This window comes from Aciduliprofundum boonei T469 (assembly GCF_000025665.1).
Taxonomy (GTDB): domain Archaea; phylum Thermoplasmatota; class Thermoplasmata; order Thermoplasmatales; family Aciduliprofundaceae; genus Aciduliprofundum; species Aciduliprofundum boonei.
This window is the reverse complement of record NC_013926.1, coordinates 315627-337002: the sequence shown is the minus strand read 5'-3', so window position 1 is coordinate 337002 and position 21376 is coordinate 315627. Positions and strand designations below refer to the sequence as shown.

The following is a 21376-nucleotide window of genomic DNA, read 5'->3' as shown; positions in this document are numbered from 1 at the left end:
AATTTTTATATTTTCGTTAGGTATATCCTAACCGATGAAGAGAGGAGTAGTTCTTGTAGTGATTGCAATTATTGCGCTTTCATCATTTATTACTTTACCCTTGGCCCATGGAAGTGAGAGCAGGATAAATATTGTAGCAACACTGCAGATATACTCTTATTTTGCAAAGCAGATCGGTGGGGAAAGGGTTAATGTCACATACATAGTTCCTCAAGGCGAGGATATTCATTCTTACTCTCTCAAATATGAGGACATAGAGAAATTGAACCGTGCTAATTTGGTGATTTTAGCATCGAGCGAGTTTTTTGCAATTGATAGGAATATAAAGGAAAAAGTTAGCAGCAAGGAAATTCTTGATTTTAAGGATTATAATGCTACGCTCTATCCCTTAGGAAATATGGAGAGAAATGTGCATGGGTACTGGCTCTATCCCCAAAATGCGATAAATATAAGCTTGGCGATAAAGAAAAAATTAGAAGAGATGGACCCGCAACATCGCAGTTATTATGAAAATAATTTTTTGAAATTCAAAAATGAGGTAGAGAGCACGCTTCAAAGGATTGATGTTATAAAAGATGAAACTGGAATAAAAGGTAAGAATGTTCTACTTGTAATTCCCGGAGTTTTTTATGTGGCTAAAACTATGGGATTAAATGTTAAAGGCACGATTTTAGAGGAGCCCCATCAGTTCATAAGCGAGAGTGAGTTAAAAGAAATTAGAAAGGAAATAGAGAATGGAAATATAAGCTGTATTATAAATGCTGTGGGACTCCAATCATCTAAGGCGGGACAGATAGCAATAGAGTTATCCAGGGAGACAGGGGTCAAAATTGCGTACATAGATATTTTTTCCACTGCAAATTATACAGCTTTACTCTTAAAAGATGCCTCTATATTGGCTGGTACGAATTATATTTACAGTTATGGAATGGAGAAATGCGACTATGGATTTTACATACTTACTATAATACTCGTTGTCTCAATAGCAATTATACTGGGTTACATTGCCTATAAATATAGAAAAGAGTTGCTGAAATAATTATGCTTTGTATGAGGGAATTCGCTCTAAGAGCATACCCTCTATTTTCAATGGTTTGAGCATTTTCGCAATCTTAACTGCCTCGTCAAGTTTTGCCTTGCTATCTGCGTATATAGTATACAGAACTTCCCCCTTGTCAGTTTTCTCACTCTTCTTCTTATTCAGTATTATTCCTGCTCCTTTATCCTTTGGAGCCCCGGCGGTCCTTGCAATCTTTACGAGGGCCTTGTTTGAAACTATGGAAATATAACCCTCCTCTGGTGAGTGGATATCCGCCTTGTACTTTCCAATAGGCACATCCTCGCTCTTTTCTATCCCTCTTGAGCCCTGCGCATTTATTATTTCCAAGAATTTCTCCCTCGCCTTGCCACTTTTTAGGATATCCTTAGCCATATCCTTACCCTCTCCTCTCTCTGCTATATTTCCAAGCTCTAAAAGCATGCCTGCTATATCCGTTGCTTTCTCAATTAATGAATGGCTCACTCTCCTCCCTTCCAATGCCTGCATGGCCTCTCTAGCCTCTAAAGCAGGACCTATTGCCCTTCCTATTGGCTGTCCTCCATAGGTTACGGCTGCCTCCAGGGTTATACCTAATCTCTCCCCAAGTTCTATGAAATCCATAGCGTACTTTCTTGCTGTTTTTTCATCAGGTACTTTTGTCTCTGGACCCATAGGGATGTCTAAAACCATAAAGTTTGCTCCCACTGCCTTCTTCTTTGCCATCACACTGGCCAAAACTTGAGAATGTGGGTCTATGCCAAGAGGGTATTCCACATGTACTATCTTATCGTCAGCAGGTGCCAGATTAACAGCACCTCCCCAAGTGAGAGTTGCACCAACCTCATCCACGATTCTTCTTATATCGTTTACACTTAATCTAACATTAGTCAGAACCTCCATTAAATCAGCGGTGCCGGCGGCACTGCTTATTGCCCTTGAGGAAGTTTTGGGAATTTTCAGACCTGCTGCGGCCGCTATGGGTACCGCTATAGGTGCGTATTTGTTGCCCGGTACGCCTCCTATGCTATGCACATCAAAAACTGTATATTCGAAATCAATAGTTTCACCAGTATCCACCATTGCCTTGGTCATCCATTCTGTTTCGTCCATATCCATACCGCGAATTTGTATGGCAGTTACATATGATGCAAGTTCAATGGTGGATAGATTATCATCTACAATATCCTTTATGATCTCATATATTTCATCCTTGGTTAGTTTCTCCCCATATATCTTTTTCTTTATGTAATCAACGCTCATGGGTCTCATTGTTGGTGCGATTTTTACAGTATCTCCATTTTTAACATTCATCTTCTCGCTGATCTCTATGAACATGCCAATCTCTCCCCTTTTTATCATGCTTTCGGAGATATTTACGATGGCAGTTGTTATTAAACCCCTTCTGGCAACTTTCACTCTGTCTTGGGGATGTAACCCCAGCTCCTTCGCATCCTCCTCATTCAAAATTATTTCAAAGCCACCAACCTCAATGTCTATCCTCTTTACCTTCAATTCCAACATTCATCACCTCCTTTATTATTTCATACGCTAAATATGGGGATATTACTCCCAGCTCAGTTACTATTGCATCTATGTACTCCGGAGGAGTTGCGTCAAACACTGGATTTCTGAATTTCACCCCTGGAAAATCCTCGGGATTTGCAATCTCCCTCGGGTCTCTCTCTTCAATCTTTACAAGTTTGCCTATTACCGTCTCTGGTGAAAATTTGTAAGTTTCAGCGCATACTATGAATGGAACCCTTGCCTCATGAGCAGCCAGAGCAATTTGAGATGTTCCTATTTTGTTTATAACTGCTCCGTTGCTGGCTATTGTATCTGCTCCCACAACAACAATATCAATGTCTCTCATAAAATAGCGTACTGCAGAATCAACGATCATAGTTACATCAATTCCCTCTTTCGCTAATGCCCTTGCAGTTATGTGCCCTTGCAGCCATGGCCTAGTTTCTGTGTTAAACACTTTAATTTTCTTTCCATCTCTGTACGCTTGCACTATACATTGGATCGCTACAGATGAATTGCAATGAGTTAATATGGTTGCACCATCCGGTATCCTGCCTGCTCCATATTTTCCAATTATTTGCAACGCTTCTTCTGATCTTTTAATGAAATCCTCTGCATTCTTAATTATGGATTCTTTGAGCTCTTCCAAAGTGCTCCCCTGTTTACGATTCACAACATAGTAAATTGCATTGCGGAGAGAGACTGCGGTAGGCCTTGTGCTCAAAAGATAATTTTTAACCTCTTCTAATTCCTTCAAAAATTCTTCCTTACTGCCCTTGAAATCCTCTGAAAAATATTTTAAGGCGAGGGCTGTAGCCCTGCCAATACGACCAGCTCCCCGTATCTCCATACTTTTTATTTTTTCTCCAATATCCCTTACTCGCTCATACATGGAATTAATGTAATAGGAATTATATTATTTATTCCTTTTGCTCCTCTTCTTCCATTGCATCCACAATAGCCTGATTGGCTGACTCAATGAGCTCTTTGAAATTTTTCTCAGCTTGAGAATACTTCTTCATACTCTCGCTATCCATAATTTTTTTCTCCAAATCTTGAAGCTCCATCATACTATCATTTACATTCTCACCAGTCATCTGTCTAAGCTGAATTTCCTGGGCTTTTGCATTATAATCATTCAAAAGCTTCTGGGTCTCTTCATCCTCATTCAATGCCTTCTCTGCCTCAACAAGCTCCTTATACTCATCAGATTCCTTGAGCGCCTTGCCAAGTTCCTTGGCCTTGTTTAAAATATCTTCCTTTGTCATGCACAACCCTACACTTCATATTTAATAAATCTTTTTACAATCTTAGAAGATCCATTATCTCCACTCCTTCCTTTCCGTTCCAAATTTTTCTGGGTCCCTTATTCTCTGCTTTTAGCATAAGATATTTATTTTTTTGCTTTAGGGGTATTATGAAATATTCCTCGTAATCCTCTCCATTGAAAAGCACGATTTTCAATTTATTTTCGCATCTTTCTCCAGTGGATGGATCCAGATATTCATACCTAACAAATTTCCCATAATCCACGAGGTTTCGCACTTCAATTTTTCCTTTCGTGGATTTTGTCAATACATCTTGAGGGTATTCCATAATCACAAAAATGTAAAGAAGGGTTAAATAGTTAACTCATAGGATAATTTGGGGCTTCGCTTATTATATTAACATCATGGGGATGACTCTCTCTCAGTCCTGCACCTGTAATTCTAATGAATTTTCCCCGGCTCCAAAGTTCTTCTACATTTCTTGCCCCTACATAGCCCATGCCAGATTTCATTCCACCTGCAAGCTGGAATATAACCTCTTCTACTTTACCCTTGTAAGGTACGGCAGCTTCCACGCCTTCAGGCACTAATTTACCCTTTCCAAGTTTGCCATAGCGGTCCGATATGCCCTTTTGCATAGCCGCTATGCTTCCCATTCCCCTGTACACTTTGAACTTTCTTCCACCTATTATCATTTCTCTTCCGGGTGCTTCCTCTGTGCCTGCAAGCAAAGAGCCAAGCATAACGGCACTTGCTCCAGCGCTCAGAGCTTTTACAATGTCTCCAGAATAGCGTATTCCTCCATCTGCTATCACAGGTACATTATATTCTTTAGCAACATCAGATGTTTGGCTTATTGCCTCTAATTGGGGCACACCTATTCCAGCTACAACTCTTGTTGTGCATATTGATCCAGGGCCTATACCTACACGGAGGGCATCCACATCCAAGGCGATTAAATCTTCAGCTGCCTCCTTCGTTGCTATATTTCCTGCGATTAAATCAACATCCACTTCTTTCCTTATCTTTTTTATGCTCTTCATAACATTCTCGTTGTGAGCATGGGCAGTATCTATGACAATAACATCCACTTCCGCCTGTAATAATCTTTTTGCTCTCTCGATATCAAAGGGCCCAATGGCTGCACCAACCATTAACCTTCCATCTTTATCCCTTAACGCATTTGGATACTTCTCTCTCTTAAGGATATCTTTTGCGGTTATAAGCCCTTTCAATTTTCCATCTTTCACAATGGGTAATTTCTCAATTCTGTTTTTGTGCATTATTTCTATTGCCTCCTCAATGGATATACCTTCAGGAGCAGTTATAACATTCTTTGTCATTAGTTCGGATACTTTTATCTTGCCACCCCTATAAAATCTTATGTCCCTATTCGTTAATATACCCACAAGTTTTTCATCCTTAACAACGGGTAAACCTGCGATTTTGTATTCTCTCATTATTCTTTCAGCTTCTTCAATGGTTGTATCAGGAGTAACGGTATGCAGATCCCTGATAATCAAGCTCTCTTCCTTCTTAACATTCTTTACAAGATTTACCTGCTCCTCAATTGTTAAATTTCTGTGAATTATGCCGAGTGCACCCAATTCTGCAAGGGCTATGGCCATTCTATCTTCCGTAACAGTATCCATTGGGGAACTTAAAATTGGAATTTTAGCTCTTATATGCCTAGTTATATTGGAGGAAATATCCACATCCTTTGGTTCGACTGGAGTTTTTGATGGTAAAAGCAGAACATCGTCGAATGTAAGCCCTATTTTTGCATTTTTTAATTTTTCTTCAAACATAGGCCCTATAATGAATGCTTAATTTAAAATTTTCCCCAAAAATTAAAAAATAAAAATTTAGAAAGATCTAAATATGGCAGCGATTTCCGGTGCGTGGATTATTGGAGCATTGTTGAAGACATCCAAATTATTTTCACTGTGGTCTGAGAAGCTCATTGGTATTTGTATATCTCCCTGTATTGAAGTTGTTTCTCCGCTAAGCCAGTCAATGATTGCTTTGAGGAGAGCATTGCCGGTAGAGGAGTCAGTATTTTCCACAGCTTCGAATGAGAAAGCAGTGAATACGGTCTTATAAGTGGATGTCTGTACATAGTCTCCAGTAACATAGTTATCGGAGGGGTTATAGAACAGAGCGTGGCCATAAGAGCTAAGGCCGAGTTCATCATCGTAGTTGGTGAACGGGTAGTTAGATAGGGAGATGGATGTAAATGACTGCACGAATGTGCCAGACACCCCTGCCACGCTGTTATACTGCACATCATTGGCTACATAATCCACGCCAAGATAGTTGGTTACGAATGTATTGGATATGGATTCGTCCCATCCGCCCGTGAGATCGTACAAGAAGTCCTGGGAGGATAGGTATAGAGCGCCACCGTTATTGAGGTAAGTTTCAAGGTTGCTCTGGTCGGTAGATGTAAGGGTATTGGACCATGTAGCACCGGTGGTCCAGATGACCACATTATAATTTTCGAGGGTGCTAGCGGAGGGAGAGCCGCTAGAGCTCACATCCCAGACATCGTAAGAGTACCCATCAGCGTCTAGGGCTTGAGTGAAATAGGTTTGATAGTTTTGGCCACCATCATCATCCACAAGCAATATTTTGAGTGAAGAAGGTGAAGGAGGAGCCTGAGGAGTAGCACTAACTTCATTGCTAGCTGGAGATTCTCCAGCAGAATTCACAGCGGTGACATAGTAATAGTAAGTTTGTCCATTAGTGACGGAAGTATCGTTATAAGATAGGGTAGTTCCAGATACTTCTGCAAGATAAGATTCTCCGCCGGAGCTTGTGCCACGATATATCTTGTAGTTGGTAATACTAGCTCCACCATTGTTGCTTGGTGCCTGCCAATTTAGGAGCACATAACCATTACCTGCAGTAGCTTGAAGATTCTGAGGAGCAGAAGGAGCGGTAACACTACTCTGAGGAGTAGCACTAACTTCATTGCTAGCAGAGGATTCTCCAGCAGAGTTCACAGCGGTGACATAGTAGTAGTAAGTATTGCCGTTAGTGACGGAAGTATCGTTGTAAGATAGAGTAGTTCCAGATACTTCCGCAAGATAGGATTCTCCGCCGGAGCTTGTGCCACGATAAATCTTGTATTCAGTAATACTAGCTCCACCATTGTTGCTTGGTGCCTGCCAATTTAGGAGCACATAACCATTACCTGCGCTTGCCTGCAAGTTCTGTGGTGCACTTGGTGCTGTCGGATTGCTTCCTCCACTGCCTACGGTTAGAGTAAGCTGGATAGAGTTTGTTAAATTACCCCAGTGACCAGTTGTGTGATTATATGTATAAGCCATGAATGTTAATGTATAGGTTCCAGAAGGAGTGCTACTTGATGTTTGCACAGTTAATGTTAATGAGGAGGATGCGCCATTTCCACTAGGATGTACATAGTTGGAAGAGAATGATGCAGTGGCTCCAGATGGTAAACCACTTACCTCAAAATGACCTACATCAGTTGTCCAATCATATGGGTATGCTATATTTAGCGTATAACTTGCACTTTCCCCTGCGTTAATACTAGCAGAGGTAGATGAAGCATTTATTGTAAATCCAATATCGTGTATAAAGTTCCAAGCGTTTATTACTCCCCAGCCTGACACCTGATCCCAGCCAGTTGAAGCTGAACCACCGCCACCGGTAGCTCCTTGAGTAACATCATAATAAGGAGGTGAATTTGCGAATTTTCCATTATGGTAGTAGTCATATCCTAATTTATATATTATTGGGTTCAAGAAGCCCAATCCATGGTTTGATACTCCGTATTCTACTCCAATATATGCATCCATCATAGCCACCATACCTGCTGTAACTGGGCACGCAACGGATGTACCTGCTACTGCACTCCATTGGGTTCCACTGCTACTGCTCACATATATTAGGGTATGATTTCCCATAGCAGAAATATCGGCCGTTACCCTTCCACTGTAGCTTCCTATATAGTTGCTCTGCCAGGATGGCTCAGCATAAACTGAGCTCACGCCACTCTGTGTACCCCAGTGATCTCCAGCAGAATTGGTGCTTGATGAATCATACCAAACAATCTCACTACTTCTTGGATTTGCCAGATCTGTATTGTTACCCATAGTAGCGTAATCATCTAAAGTAGTATGATCTACTCCGTTAGGTACTGGCGTTGTTCCCCCAACTGCCAAAAATCCGTATGTGTCATAGGCAGCTGTAGAAGGCTCGCTAGGCGAGGTGGTATCTCCATCATCACCGCTTGAAGCCATAACAGTTACACCCATGGCCTCTAATGCCTTCACATCATTCATAGTTGTGCTACTCTCCTGAGAATCACCACCACCCCAAGAATTACTTACAGCAACGAGTATTGGGCTACTCTCAGAAGCAAGGGTATTGAGTATGTAGTTATACTCATTATCTGGGAAGTTGCTCTCAGAAGGCCCACCACTGCTTCCTCCTGGGCCGTATACACAGAAAGCATCTACGCCCGGTGCCAATGTACCAACCATTTCTAGATCCAGTTCATTTTCAGTAGAAACACTTCCATCGGTGTTGCTTCCAGGTGCAACAGTACCTGATGTACCGTAATAATGGACAGTGGACATAACACCAAGATTCTGAATCCATGTTGGAATCACATGCTGATAATAATAAGTTATTGCATTAGGGTCAAATGGTGCATATTGATCACCCCAAGAATCTGCGCCTTCCCATAGCACAGTAGCCACACGCAGTCCCGTAGCAAATATATGGTGAGTACTTGCAGAACCATCTGGGGTATTGTTATATAGTTGATAAACTTGGTACATCTTAGCAACATCTGCTCCGCTAAGATAATCTATCCCGCTACTTGCGGTGTAATAATTTAATTTGAATTTCGTTGCATTGTTCAGTCCATTTATTCCTGAGATATAGGGCTTTAGGTATGCAGGAATTTTTGGCTCATTCATAGCAGCAAAGTATTCTTTATTGTAGTTCGGGCTATTTGATTTGAAATAGCCAAATCTAACTCCTAGCAAATTGCCAATTTTACCAATTGTGTCGTGGAGGACTATGGCATTTCTTAGGCCATAGGTGTATTCTATGTGTACATTCTTGCTTTTAATCCACTGTATTACTTTGTTGTATATTACTGGACTTGGGGCATATTTATTTTTAAACTCCTTGTATGTCAAATACTTTCCAAAATTGGGAGAACTTGGGTCATTCACTTCTTTCAAAAATAGGTTAAGAGATTCTTCATTTTTCCATTTTAGCCCTATGGTTACCCATATTTTCTGGTTCTCATTTGCATAACCTATGAATGTACCATCATGGATAAGCTTTGGATTGAATCCACTGGATATAGGTATTGCATTGGATGCTTGGGCAGATGATGCAAACACTGTCACAGAAAGTGCGCTGAAAATCATTATACTGGCCATAACTAATATTAGTCCATACAAACTTCTCTCTTTCTTCATTCAATCAACCACCTGTGCCGGGAATAGTCATAGCATTTGCCATGACTAAACCTGACAGTGTTAGGAGAAATGCATGATAATATTTAATTTTATCGAGTTTTTAAATACTTATAAAGGAATAATCCTAAACAAGGATAAATGGTACAAACATCTCCTCGGCACTTAATCCCCCATGCAAGCCCTTTAGGGCAAAATCTTCAAACCATATGGTATAAGAATCTTTGGGCAGGAGGATGTAATTTGGTACTCTTTCTTTTAATTTTGGATGCTCCTTTCCAGGACCTAGGAGCTTCAAAATATCTTCTTTATTGAGCACATCCATATAATCCAGGGATGGTAAATAATCAGAGTAAAGAAAAACATCTCTGGGGCTTCCACCTACCAAATCTTTTGGAACATCAATTATAAAATTTTTACTTACCTCAATCTGACCGTGGTCTGCTGTTACTATTGTTCTTTCTTTAGTGTGATTTTTTAAATCTACAATGTTTTTCCATATTTTTAGAAGCAAATCTTTTGTCTCTTTCGAATTGGGTCCATAGTGATGTTGGGCAATGTCGAGATAGTCAATATAGAGAAAATTAAGAGCTGCATTTGATTTTTTAAGAAGTTGAAACACATTTTCTAATGATGTGTAAGGAACTATTTTTGCACCTTTTCCCATATGAAGAGTGTAAGATGAGGATGCATAATCCTTTCTAACAAAGAATTTGCTATCTATATCCTCTTTTTTTAATTTTTCAAAAATGGTGGGCAAGTTGAACAAATTCTTGGGGGAGAATCCCAATTTTATTAGTTCATCGTTCTCCTTTCCATCTTTTCTGGAGAAGGGTAGAGTTTTGATTATTTCTCCAAATTCTTCATAGTACATATACCATTCTAAAATTCCATGCTCCTTTGGAGAGAGCCCAGTGTACAAAGTTGTTAGAACTGCAGATGTTGTGCTGGGGAACAGTGAAGTTAATTTAAAATGATCGTAATCACAAAAATCCTTGATGTATTTCTCAAATAAATTGTACCCAAATGCATCAACAAGAATAAAAAATATTTTATCCTCTTTCAAATCTTTAATAGGTTCAAGGACCTTATTGCTTTTTATTCCCAAGATATTTAAGATGGTGTGAGGGACATTGTAAATTCCGTTTCTAAAATCAGGCAACACTTCCATATTTTTTACCCCCATAGAGAAATTTCAGAATGAGAGGTACGGCTATGGATGAAATAATCACATAAAGGATAGTGGTAGTTATTATTTGCACACCTATTGTTTCTAGGAATATCCCACTCGCGTAAACCAAAGTTGCAATTATTAGAGCGACTTCCATTTCTGGAACCATGCCTACTCCAACCACAAAGCTTTCTTTGATTTGAAGTCCCCCTATTTTTGATCCTAAAAAGCATCCAAAAATCTTTCCTGCGAAGACAATGGGTATTATTGCCAAGAGCCATAGATTAAAGTATCCTAGGTGTTGAAAATCTACAAGAGTGCCAACTTTTACAAAGAAGATGGGAATAAATAAGGCATAGCCAATCATCTTTAAGGGCCCTATTATTTTTCTCACAGTTCTCGATTGGCCTATAAAAAGACCTACGAAGAAGGCCCCTGTAATGGTGGCAATATTTGCAAGATCAGCGAAGTAAGCAAATAGAAACATAAGTCCAAGGGATATTGAGATTATAGAATATTGGGCGTGCAGGTTCTTATCTGTAATTTCCAGCACTTTTTCCATCAGGTCAAATTTATAGACAATGTAAATTCCCAAGAAGAAAATAAATAGGCCTATGGCTAGGGCTAGAAGGTCCCCTGTGCTTAATAAAACAGTGATTAGTATTATGCCAAATATATCATCGGCCACAGCTGCGGTTAGAATTGTATTTCCAACTCTAGTGTTTAACAATCCCAATTCCATAAGGGTTCTTACCGTCACACCAACACTTGTTGCTGTGAATATTGTTGCCACAACTATGGATTGTTGAAGCCCAAAATGCATGGGGAAGAAGAGAAATAAGAAAACGAATAAAAAAGTCACAAGAACGCCAAATGTACCTGTTAGCAATCCTGCCTTGCTTGATTTTTTTAATTGATTTAAATTTGTCTCCATACCAGAAAGAAATAGAAGAAGCAAAATTCCCGTCTCTGCGAAAAAATCGAATGCAGGATGTTTTATATCGAATGTTACAGGGAACGAATGATCTCCGACTATTATGCTCTCTGGCAAAAGGAAGGCTATTCCTGCAAACAAAATGCCAATCACTATTTCCCCAATAACAGGAGGTTGATTTTTTCTTATAAATAACTCATCAACTAGTTTTGCGAGTATTAGAGCCAGGGCAAGTTCAATCAGCATTTTTAACACTGCTTAGCCAGGCCATTATAAGCTCTAGCATATTTAAATCTCCAATAACATGCATATCCTCATCGACCACAGGCACTTCTTTCATACGATTTTTGAACATCTTTTTGAAAGCATCCGTTATGGTATCCGTATCCTTTACATAAACTGGGGGAAGCATAATATCTTGGGCAGTTGCATCGTTGCTTAGAACTAATGGGAAGTGGTACATGATGTAATCCTGTGGGATGTACTCATAGTATATGTATTGAATAAGCTCATCCAGGGGTATTACGCCTTTGAGTTTTTTATTCTCATCGATCACATAAACAGCGGTGGTTTTTGGGTCCTTTATCATCTCTTCAGCAATTTTAGAAAGGGAGGCATTTTCATAAACCACAGAAGCATTGGGGGTTATTAAATTTCTAATATCCCTCACCTTTTTCATAGATATAGATAAAGGGATAATTGCGATTAAAACTTTCTATTCTTCTTTTAAAAATCTTCGCAGATTCTCGCTCTTCTCCCATCTTTTATCAATCTTGTATGTTATCTCCTCTATTTTCTCAATTTGCTCAATTATCTTTCTTTTTGCATCTTCTTCCTCAATTATCATCTCTGCAATTCCCATAATTACCGCCAGAGGATTCCTTATGCCATCAATAAGCGTGGCAAAATCTTCAATGTTCTTCTCTAACTCTCTGTATGCAACCTTTTTGCTAAACTCTAATCTTCTATTTTTAATTGTTATTGCTATGTCATCGGCCATAATTCTCAATATTTTTTTATCCTCCTCGCTTAGCTCTTCAGAACTCTTGCGAAGGAGAACTATGAGCCCCATGTGTGTATCCTCGACTTTCAGAGGGATAAATATGAAAAATCCTTCGTTGTACTCTTTGCACCATAAGTCATCCTTTTCTTCAATATCATCAGGATATCTATCCTCAAAATTCCAATCTGCACCGTACTTGCTGAGGGTTTTAATTTCACTTCCTTCCTTAACCAGTATCCACGATGCTTCAAAATTCTCATTCTCGCATATGATTTTTGCAGAATTATCAAGAAGAGCTTTCATATCTTTCTCTCTCAGCATCAAACTATCCAATTTTACAAGTGTATTGAGAAATGAAGTGTAGCGCTGCAAAGAGGAGATCAATCTTTGAGCGAGTTGGTTTATTAATGTAACATCCCTTGCAAAATGGAGAATTTTCCTTTCTTCCCCCGGAATATCAAGGGGGACAACACTAACAATTAAATCCCCTATCACAGATTCCATTTCATTCACGCAGGGCTTCCACTTCCTCTTCTTCATATCTACGAAAGGGCACCCCTCTGGAGGCTCTGAGGTTTGATGAAAAACTTCATAGCATTTCTTGCCCACAATTTCATCTTTTTTCTTTCCTAAGAGCCGCAAGGTGGTATCATTTGCATCCAGAATCGTTTGTGTCTCCGAGAGCATTATGATTGATTCTGGGGAAGAATTAAAAAGAACATCCCACATTATTTTCCATTTCTCAGGGCTATCTCTAGAATGCTCGGGGTTATTATCCATTACCGATGTAAATAGGATTTATTATTAAAACTTTTTGAATTAAATTTTACGAATAAGATTAAGTACTATGATTCTTATTGCTACTTATGTCTACGGCAGGGGTTTGCTTGATAGCGATTCTAGCGCTCATAGTGTTTGCTTTGCTTTTCAAGGTGATTTTAAAGATAGCACTATGGATTATACTGATAATACTTCTGTTCATAATCGTGGGAGGAGGAATCGCATACTTTATGAAAATTTTAGGAGAAGTAATTTTCCCACTTACTGGGGCTTTTTTGGTCTAGAACATATCGCCTGCTCATCGCCATCAAAAAAAATCTCCCTATCTGGATATTTTTTGGCGAGCTCTGACATGATCTCATAGAGTTCGCCCACGGTGAGATCAGGATGCTCCGAAAGCCTCAAATGCACTATTTTTTCCTCCATTCTATGTTAATGAAATATTTTGCCATATTTATACTTAACTCAAACATCCAAATAGAAGTAAAAATGAAGATAGGCAATGGACGAAATGCTAAATTTATTAAGCGTTAATGACATCTCCCCAACAAGGAGGTAATCAAAATGGAGAATTTAGATCCAATATTCAAGCCGAAAAGTATAGCAATCGTCGGAGCAAGTCGTGATCCAAAGGCCATAGGACATCAATGCGTTAAGAATCTCATTGACTCAGGCTATGAGGGCAAGATTTATCCTGTAAATCCCAAGGCAGATGAAGTTGCAGGGCTCAAATGCTATCACAGTGTTTTGGACATTCCTGATAAGGTGGATATTGCCCTTATAGTTGTACCTGCAAAGCTTGTGCCTGCCGTTACGGAAGAATGTGGAAAGAAGGGAGTTAAAGGCCTTGTTATAATAGCTTCTGGCTTTAGCGAAGTTGGCAGAGAGGATTTGGAGAGAGAGGTTGTGGATATTGCCCACAAATACGGGATGCGCATCCTCGGTCCGAATGTCGTGGGTATAATGAATAACCCGCTTCATATGAATGCATCCTTTGGCCCATACTTGCCATATCCTGGGAAGGCAGCAATGATATCCCAAAGTGGTGCTTTGCTAATAGCAATGGATGCAAGGACTTGGGTTGATAAAGTTGGCATTTCACATATGATAAGTATTGGAAACATGGCAGATTTGGATTTTGGAGACCTAATCAATTACTTCAACAAGGATGAGGACACAAATGTCATATCTCTCTACATTGAAGGTGTGAAGGATGGACGCAAATTCCTAAACGCCTGTAAGAATTCAAAGAAGCCAATAATTGCGCTTAAGGCAGGCACTTCAAAGCGTGGTGCAGCTGCAGCAGCATCCCATACAGGAAGTTTGGCTGGAAGCACGAAGATATATGAGGCAGCATTCAAGCAGGGTCATGTTGTGTGGGCCGAAAATCTAGATGCTCTATTTGATGAGACAATGGCTCTCGCCTTGCAGAAGCCAATGAGGGGAGATAATCTTCTCATAATAACCAATGGTGGTGGCGTAGGAGTTCTAGCTACAGATGCTGCTGAGAAGTATGGAGTGCCAATAAAGGATGCACCAGATGACCTAAAATTGCTCATGTTTAAGCATATGCCAGAGTTTGGAAATCCGAAAAACCCTGTGGATTTAACTGGCATGGCCGATAGGCCTGAATACGAGGGTTCAATAAGGGATGCTTTGAAGCATGACTGGGTTGATGGAGTGGTTGTGCTTTATTGCGAAACATCCTTCACGGATCCTCAAAATATTGCTGAGGGAATTTACAAGGCTTATAAGGATAGTGGTGTGGATAAGCCCATTGCAGTTAGTTTAGTGGGCGGAGAGAGAAGCGTGAAAGCGGGAGAATGGCTCATAGAGAATGGAATACCCTACTACAATAGTCCACATGCAGCCGTTAGAGCCCTTGCAGCCCTCAGAACCTATGGAAGATACTTGGAAAAAGCATCAAAGGAATTTGTACCTTATAAGGTTAACAAGGAGAAAGTGGAGGCAATAATAGGCAAGGCCAAGGCATGCGGAAGAAGCTTACTCACTGAGCCCGAAGCGAAGGAGGTATTTGCCGCCTATGGATTGCCGATTCCAAAGGGTAAGATGGCTCGGAATCCTGAGGAGGCCGTTAAGATTGCCCGTGCAGTTGAGTATCCTGTGGTAATGAAAATAGTCTCTCCAAATATAGTGCATAAAAGTGATGCAGGCGGTGTAAAGGTGAATATAAAGAATGATGATGAAGTGCGCAAGGCCTTCCAAGAGATTATAGAGAATGCAGAGCGCTACGATCCTCACGCGGAAATCATGGGTGTTTATGTGCAGCATATGGAGCCATGGGGTACGGAGACAATTATTGGAAGTATCAATGATTCTCAATTTGGACCAACTGTTATGTTCGGCCTCGGTGGCATATTTGTGGAAATTTTGAAGGATGTAACATTCCGTATAGCACCATTCAGCAAGGATGAGGCACTTGATATGGTCAAGGAAATAAATGGCTATGGAATATTGAAGGGAGCACGCGGTGAGAAACCCAAGGACATTGAAGCAATAGCAGAAGCGGTTAGCAGGTTATCCCAGCTTGTTTGGGATTTCAGAGATGTTATAAAAGAAGTGGATGCTAATCCAGTTATAGTTTACGAGAAAGGCCTAAGTGTAGTGGATGCAAGGATAATCCTGAAAACAGGAAAATCCACGAAGGTAACACCAAAGCCACTGGATAAGTGCAGTTAAATCTTGCTAAGACATCTCAGGCAATTTATTTAACTTTTTATTTTATTTCCCTTTTATGTTTGATAAGCTTATCTCGCCAGATAGTATTGCTGTCGTGGGTGCATCATCACATCCCAACAAGATAGGCTATGTTGTTCTTGAGAACCTTAAAAATAATGGCTACGGGGGAAGAATATATCCTGTGAATCCAAAGGGTGGCCAGATTCTCGGATTTAAGGTGTATCCTTCCATAAATGATGTGCCCGAGGAAGTTGATTTGAGTGTTATCACCCTTCCTGCAGAAGTTACAGTTAAGATCTTTGAGGATGTTGCTAAAAAATCCAAGTTCATAATCCCCATCGCAGGAGGATTTGGAGAGACAGGAAAGGAGGGAAAAGAAAGAGAGAGAAAAATTTTGGAGATTGCAAAGAAGTACAATGCGAGGATTATAGGGCCAAACACCGTTGGCATTTATATTCCCAGCACGGGAGTAAACACTGCTCTCGTAGTACCTGAACGCTCGAGATTTCCAGGTGATGGAGATATTGCTTTCATAACTCAGAGTGGAGCATTGGGATTGCTCACTATGGATTCTGTCTCTATGTACGATGTTGGATTCTCCTCGTTCATAAATTTGGGCAATAGAGTGGATGTGAATGAAAATGAATTGCTCCAGTATTTTGGAGAGGATGAAAAGAGCAAAGTTATCATAATGTATATTGAGAGCTTCGCCAATGGCAGAGAATTTATGCGAGTAGCTAAGAATGTGAGCAGGAAAAAGCCAATAGTTGTGCTCAAAGCAGGAAGAACCAAGAGAGGTGGAAAGGCGGCGAGTTTGCACACGGGGGCTTTAGGTGGAAGCGATGCCGTGGCAGATGGGGCCTTCAAGCAATGTGGGGTTATAAGGGCCTATGATGAGATAGAGCTTGTGGATTATGCTAGAGCCCTTGCATATGGAAAACCAATAGAGGGTGATAGGATAGCAGTGGTCACATCTGCTGGGGGAGTTGGAGTTGTTACAACGGATTACATTGAGAGCGAGGTGCGAGGGATAGGGATGAAGATGGCAGAATTGAGCGATGAAATAAAGAGGAGAATAAGGGATGAGGTGGTGCCTTTTGCCTCTGTAGAGAATCCTGTAGATATGACTGCTCAGGCAAGTGATGATGATTACGATGGAGTTCTCGCCGCATTAAACGATGATCCTAATGTTGATGCCATATTGGTTTATGCACTATTCCAGACTCCTCTTATAAGTGAAAAACTGGTAAATATAATTACAAAATGGCATAGGGAAGGCGATAAGCCAATTGTTGTTGGCACCATAGGAAGCGAGTTCGCATTGAGAATGATGCGCAAGTTTGAGGATAACAAGGTTCCCGTGTATCCAAGTATTGAGAGAAGTGTAAAAGCTCTGAGGGTGTTGAGATATAGGGCAAAATTGTTGGAATATCTGGAGGGAGTGGAATGAATGAGTATGAAGCAAAGCTCTTGCTGAAAGATTATGGAATAAAAGTTCCAGAAGGAGCATTGATAAATGATTTGAGAGAGATATATAATTTGGATTTGAATTACCCTGTAGTAGCGAAGGTTGCAAGCGAGAAAATACTGCACAAGAGCGATGTTGGGGGAGTTATTTTGAACATAAAGAATAAAGAGGAATTAAAGGAAAAAGTAAAAATTTTGATGGAAAAATTCTCCTCACCCGTTTTAGTTGAGGAGATGCTCTCTGGAGGTTTGGAAGTAATTGTTGGCGTAACAAAAGACCCCACTTTCGGGCATGCCATAATGTTTGGTCTCGGTGGCATATTTACGGAGGTTTTCAAAGATGTGACTTTCAGGGTCATACCAATATCCCGCTTGGATGCCGAGCTTATGCTTAATGAAATAAAGGGCAGAAAAATACTGGAAGGGTATAGGGGAGTAAGGGTAAGCAAGGAGGCTATAATTGAATTGCTTCTCAAAGTTTCAAAATTTGTTGAGGAGAACGCTGATGTGGAGGGTATGGACTTAAACCCTGTGCTTGCAAGAGAAAATGATTGCGTGGTGCTAGATGCTAAAATAATACGATAAATTTAAAATGAGAAAATTGATAATCGTTTATGCAAGAAATAATCGTAGATGGCTTATATGGAAGATATTACCCCGGTTCTAAAGGCACAATAATCATGGTTCATGGTCTCCTATCATCCATGGGAGAATTTTACGATTATCCAGAAAAATTCAGCAACGAGGGTTATGCAGTTTTGATAATTGATTTGGAGGGACATGGGAGAAGCGGGGGAAAAAGAGGATTTGAAAGTGTGGAGAAAAACATAGAGAATATAAAGAGGTGGATAGAATATCTCAAAAAGAATGGTATGCTAAAGAAGCCCTTAATTCTCTTGGGACATAGTTTGGGAGCAGCCACCGTGATTTACGCACTTGCAGAGGGAATTGGAGATTTGGGCGTAGCGATAGCACCTCCATCATCAATAAAGGAAGAATTGAAGGCGGGAGAGAGAATAATGCTCCCATTAATTTATCAAATTGGAAAGTTAAAAGAAAAGCTTACAGGCAAGGATTTTTACATTAAATATAGGGTTGATTATAATTCCCTTTTTGAAAATCCAGAAAATGCTAAAAAAGCGAGAGAGATGGGATATTTGGATAATAAGCTCTGGATGGGCTCATACAAGCCCCTTATGTCTCTTGATACAATTTCAAAGGCAAGGAAGGTGAATAAGCCATGCTTGGTAATCTCTCCTGAAAAGGATAAGGTTGTCAAGCCTGAGAATGAGAAGAGAGTTTACGATGCACTTGGAGGAGAGAAGGAATTTTACCTTGCTAAGGGCTATGGACATTCAATTATGATTGAGGACCATGGCGATGTTTTTGCTAAAATTCTTGAATTCTTAGAGAAGCAAAGGGGATAAATAGAGAAATGTATTTTTGATTGTGGAAGAGATAAACTTGGGGGATATAACTTTATCACGCTATTTTATGCTCTATCTTGAAGAGTACGAGACCGCAGTGATGGCAGATTTTCATCTTGGCTACGAGGATGTTATGGCCCAAAAGGGGGTTTTCCTTCCAAAGTTGCAGTATCCTTATATTTTTGACTTGCTCACCAAGATTTTCGATAAGTATGCTCCCAAGAGGGTGATTATAGATGGTGATTTAAAGCACGAATTCTCCCGAAATATGCCTCAAGAGTGGAATGAGATAGAGTCCATAATAGATTTTTTTGTAGATAGAGCAGAATTAATTGTTATTCGGGGCAACCACGATAATTTTTTGAAGGGAATACTTAAAAGGAGAGGTATCGAGATGCATAATGCCTATACCCTTGGAAAGTATATTTTTGCGCATGGTCACAAGGATGTAGAGATTCCTAGTGATAAGCTCTTAATAATGGCCCATGAGCATCCTTCAATTACCCTTAGAGATGAAGTTTATGCCACGGTTAAAATTCCCTGTTTTCTCTATTCATCCCAAATCATAGTTCTGCCTGCAGTTAGCCTATACGCAGCTGGCACGGATATAAGCAGAAATGAGTTCATATCTCCTATTTTAAGAAGAGAAAAGTTCAATTTCAAAATTTTTGGTATAGACGAAAAGGAAGGAATATTACCCTTGGGCGCCTATCATACAAAAATTATTTAGGCAAAAATACAATAGGGTTTTATGAAATTCTCCGTAGCTAGCAAGTGCATATACCATCGTGATGGACTTTGTTATTTTCTTGCATCAGACCCAAAGCCATGTAGCCTATGCTTCAATTTTGCCTCTGCAGACCCTCAACTTAAAAAGGAATTGAAAATAAATAAGCCTGTGATAACATTCTACGATTTAATCATGAAAGATTCTCGTTATAGGGCACTATTTCCAAAGAGTGGTACAAGTGTGCAGATGAGCATTGGCTCAGTGTATTCTGGGTCCAATGAACTGCCAGAGAATGAGGAATAATACTAAAAAGCTGAATAGTAAGGTTATTGAATTTCCAAAATTCTTTGGATTTTTGAGCCTTAATTTTTCTCCAATGTAAGTCATAAAATCCTTGAATATGTACCCCCCATCTAATGGCACGGCGGGGAGCAGATTTGTCATTCCCAACATCAAATTGAGCCAGAATATCCAGTAAAGGGAGTTAACAACTATCCAAAATCCAGAAAAGGGTACAGAATAAAGATGCTGTAAAGTGTGTGGGAATGGCATCAGCCCTAAAAATGGAAGAGCAATGTATGCCATACTCGCCCTGAAAAAATCCTGAAGGCTCTTTGCGTTGGCATATGGATTTGATAATAAAGCTTTGAGATAATAGGGGTCTCCTAACCCTACTCCGAGATACTCTGCATTTATGCCCAAGAATCCCTTTCCCTTGTAGTATTCTTTATTTAATTGTGGTGCGTACTTTTCAAAGTAATCATATTTGTCTGCTAGCACAACAGTAACATTTAGCCAATGATTTGGTGGCTTAAACATACTTATGTGGACAGGTACATTGCTTCTTGTTTTGTTCATCACCTCTAAAAATTGCTCCTCGTTTCTTATTACCGTTCCATTTATGCTGTAAAATATCCATCCGGGCCTAATGCCTGCCTCGTATGCTGGGTAATTTTTCAAGGTGGAAGAAACTATGACTCCGCTGTAAACGCTTATGTTTTCCACCTTTCCATTATAAATTTTCATATTTACCATCTTTCCGGGCAAGGGGGCTGATACATTCATGAAATCGTTGTAATTGTCTATCTTTGTTCCATTGATTTCAAGGATTACAGTGCCCACTGGTAGTGCGTGGAAATTGGGATTTTCCTCGAAATTTGAGGCAACATAATAGTTATCGTACTTTGGTGTTATGCCGCCAATCATAAGAGCCAGAATTATAAATATAACGATGGCAAGGATTATATTGGATGTTGGGCCAGCCGCAAAAACGCGCATTCTCTTCTTTTTCGTGGTCTTCATAAGCTCGTCTTCATCCGGCTCCACAAAGGCGCCTATTGGAAATATGAATAAAAGTACTCCTATGGAAAGAAGTTTGAGTTTTTGGGCAGCAACTAAGAACCCGTGAGAAAATTCGTGGATTAGTATGGCTACTACGAGACCTAGAATGCCATACCATATAGGTATGATGGGGTTTATCCCAGGTATTCCTAAAACTTGGAGGGGTGAGGGTGCTTTTGTGGAAGGAATTGTGGTAACGAGAAATGCCTGCCACAGAACTAATAGAAATACTGCAAGCATCATAAATAATGATAGGATAACTCCAAAGGTTCCGTAATGGAGCCAGAATTTTGATTTTGCAATTTTTTTAACCCACCCTAATCCCCTTTTTGTTTTTATCATAAGTGCTGGCCCGTAGAGAGAAATAGCTCCACCTATCTTTTTGAGTTTTTTAAGAGCGTAGATGATAGCAATCCATACTATAATCAAAAGCAGTGCCACGAGCCAGCCGTTCATTATTGATGCATGGAAAACACATATTTAAAGCTCAACCCGCTAGTTTAAAATATTAGCAACATTTACAATAATTT

Annotated in this window: 20 protein-coding genes; 8 read left to right on the top strand and 12 right to left on the bottom strand. The window is 40.0% G+C overall.

Features of this window, described 5'->3' with window-relative positions; genetic code table 11:
• The first annotated feature begins 34 nt into the window (after nucleotides 1-34).
• Complete coding sequence (locus ABOO_RS01680) at nucleotides 35-1039, top strand: metal ABC transporter substrate-binding protein (RefSeq protein ID WP_012997106.1); 1005 nt, start codon at nucleotides 35-37, stop codon at nucleotides 1037-1039.
• On the opposite strand, the gene ABOO_RS01675 is transcribed toward ABOO_RS01680, so the two are convergent.
• From ABOO_RS01675 to ABOO_RS01630, 10 genes are all read right to left on the bottom strand, one after another.
• Complete coding sequence (locus ABOO_RS01675) at nucleotides 1040-2560, bottom strand: AMP phosphorylase (RefSeq protein WP_008084517.1); 1521 nt, start codon at nucleotides 2558-2560, stop codon at nucleotides 1040-1042. It lies immediately after the preceding gene.
• Nucleotides 2526-3455 (bottom strand): ribose 1,5-bisphosphate isomerase, encoded by a 930-nt coding sequence (locus tag ABOO_RS01670; RefSeq protein ID WP_008084533.1) that lies wholly within the window; start codon nucleotides 3453-3455, stop codon nucleotides 2526-2528. The genes ABOO_RS01675 and ABOO_RS01670 overlap by 35 nt, the downstream gene beginning before the upstream one ends.
• Before the next feature lie 28 nt (nucleotides 3456-3483).
• The gene (locus ABOO_RS01665) at nucleotides 3484-3831 is read right to left on the bottom strand and encodes a YlbF/YmcA family competence regulator (RefSeq protein WP_008084478.1); all 348 of its coding nucleotides are present in this window, start codon (nucleotides 3829-3831) and stop codon (nucleotides 3484-3486) included.
• Nucleotides 3832-3865: 34 nt separating this feature from the next.
• On the bottom strand, nucleotides 3866-4159 hold the full coding sequence (locus tag ABOO_RS01660; RefSeq protein WP_008084372.1) for a hypothetical protein: 294 nt from the start codon (nucleotides 4157-4159) through the stop codon (nucleotides 3866-3868).
• A gap of 31 nt (nucleotides 4160-4190) precedes the next feature.
• Nucleotides 4191-5639: an IMP dehydrogenase gene (guaB, locus tag ABOO_RS01655; protein ID WP_008084330.1), complete on the bottom strand. Its 1449-nt coding sequence runs from the start codon at nucleotides 5637-5639 to the stop codon at nucleotides 4191-4193.
• Nucleotides 5640-5696: 57 nt separating this feature from the next.
• Nucleotides 5697-9296 (bottom strand): protease pro-enzyme activation domain-containing protein, encoded by a 3600-nt coding sequence (locus tag ABOO_RS01650; protein WP_012997105.1) that lies wholly within the window; start codon nucleotides 9294-9296, stop codon nucleotides 5697-5699.
• 124 nt (nucleotides 9297-9420) lie between these two features.
• Nucleotides 9421-10464 (bottom strand): alkaline phosphatase family protein, encoded by a 1044-nt coding sequence (locus ABOO_RS01645; RefSeq protein WP_008084407.1) that lies wholly within the window; start codon nucleotides 10462-10464, stop codon nucleotides 9421-9423.
• The gene (locus ABOO_RS01640) at nucleotides 10448-11644 is read right to left on the bottom strand and encodes a cation:proton antiporter (protein WP_008084452.1); all 1197 of its coding nucleotides are present in this window, start codon (nucleotides 11642-11644) and stop codon (nucleotides 10448-10450) included. Before ABOO_RS01640 ends, ABOO_RS01645 begins: the two co-directional genes overlap by 17 nt.
• Entirely contained in the window at nucleotides 11634-12077 is a 444-nt protein-coding gene (locus ABOO_RS01635) for a CBS domain-containing protein (RefSeq protein ID WP_008084539.1), read from the bottom strand. Before ABOO_RS01635 ends, ABOO_RS01640 begins: the two co-directional genes overlap by 11 nt.
• Nucleotides 12078-12113: 36 nt before the next feature.
• Nucleotides 12114-13181, bottom strand: coding sequence for a PAS domain S-box protein (locus ABOO_RS01630; protein WP_008084397.1), 1068 nt, complete (start codon nucleotides 13179-13181; stop codon nucleotides 12114-12116).
• A gap of 86 nt (nucleotides 13182-13267) precedes the next feature.
• Here ABOO_RS01630 and ABOO_RS07880 point away from each other — a divergent pair, with 86 nt between their 5' ends.
• A complete protein-coding gene (locus tag ABOO_RS07880; RefSeq protein WP_012997104.1) occupies nucleotides 13268-13465 on the top strand; it encodes a hypothetical protein in 198 nt (65 codons plus the stop codon).
• Here ABOO_RS07880 and ABOO_RS08025 read toward each other — a convergent pair.
• Nucleotides 13443-13607: a hypothetical protein gene (locus ABOO_RS08025; RefSeq protein WP_008084325.1), complete on the bottom strand. Its 165-nt coding sequence runs from the start codon at nucleotides 13605-13607 to the stop codon at nucleotides 13443-13445. The two genes, ABOO_RS07880 and ABOO_RS08025, sit on opposite strands and share 23 nt — an antisense overlap.
• Nucleotides 13608-13745: 138 nt before the next feature.
• On the opposite strand from ABOO_RS08025, the gene ABOO_RS01625 reads away from it, so the two are divergent.
• Genes ABOO_RS01625 through ABOO_RS07875 form a run of 6 tightly spaced genes read left to right on the top strand, consistent with a single transcriptional unit; the run spans nucleotide 13746 to nucleotide 19808 of the window.
• Nucleotides 13746-15881, top strand: a complete 2136-nt coding sequence (locus ABOO_RS01625; protein WP_008084432.1) for an acetate--CoA ligase family protein — start codon at nucleotides 13746-13748, stop codon at nucleotides 15879-15881.
• Nucleotides 15882-15936: 55 nt separating this feature from the next.
• Nucleotides 15937-17331, top strand: a complete 1395-nt coding sequence (locus ABOO_RS01620) for an acetate--CoA ligase family protein (RefSeq protein WP_008084425.1) — start codon at nucleotides 15937-15939, stop codon at nucleotides 17329-17331.
• A complete protein-coding gene (locus tag ABOO_RS01615) occupies nucleotides 17328-17933 on the top strand; it encodes an acetate--CoA ligase family protein (RefSeq protein ID WP_008084351.1) in 606 nt (201 codons plus the stop codon). The genes ABOO_RS01620 and ABOO_RS01615 overlap by 4 nt, the downstream gene beginning before the upstream one ends.
• A 29-nt stretch (nucleotides 17934-17962) precedes the next feature.
• Entirely contained in the window at nucleotides 17963-18775 is an 813-nt protein-coding gene (locus ABOO_RS01610) for an alpha/beta hydrolase (protein ID WP_008084441.1), read from the top strand.
• Between the two features lie 22 nt (nucleotides 18776-18797).
• Complete coding sequence (locus tag ABOO_RS01605; protein WP_012997103.1) at nucleotides 18798-19505, top strand: metallophosphoesterase; 708 nt, start codon at nucleotides 18798-18800, stop codon at nucleotides 19503-19505.
• A gap of 21 nt (nucleotides 19506-19526) precedes the next feature.
• The gene (locus ABOO_RS07875; RefSeq protein ID WP_012997102.1) at nucleotides 19527-19808 is read left to right on the top strand and encodes a hypothetical protein; all 282 of its coding nucleotides are present in this window, start codon (nucleotides 19527-19529) and stop codon (nucleotides 19806-19808) included.
• Here the strand turns inward: ABOO_RS07875 and ABOO_RS01600 are convergent.
• Nucleotides 19764-21302, bottom strand: coding sequence for a site-2 protease family protein (locus ABOO_RS01600; RefSeq protein ID WP_008084324.1), 1539 nt, complete (start codon nucleotides 21300-21302; stop codon nucleotides 19764-19766). The two genes, ABOO_RS07875 and ABOO_RS01600, sit on opposite strands and share 45 nt — an antisense overlap.
• Between the last annotated feature and the right edge of the window lie 74 nt (nucleotides 21303-21376).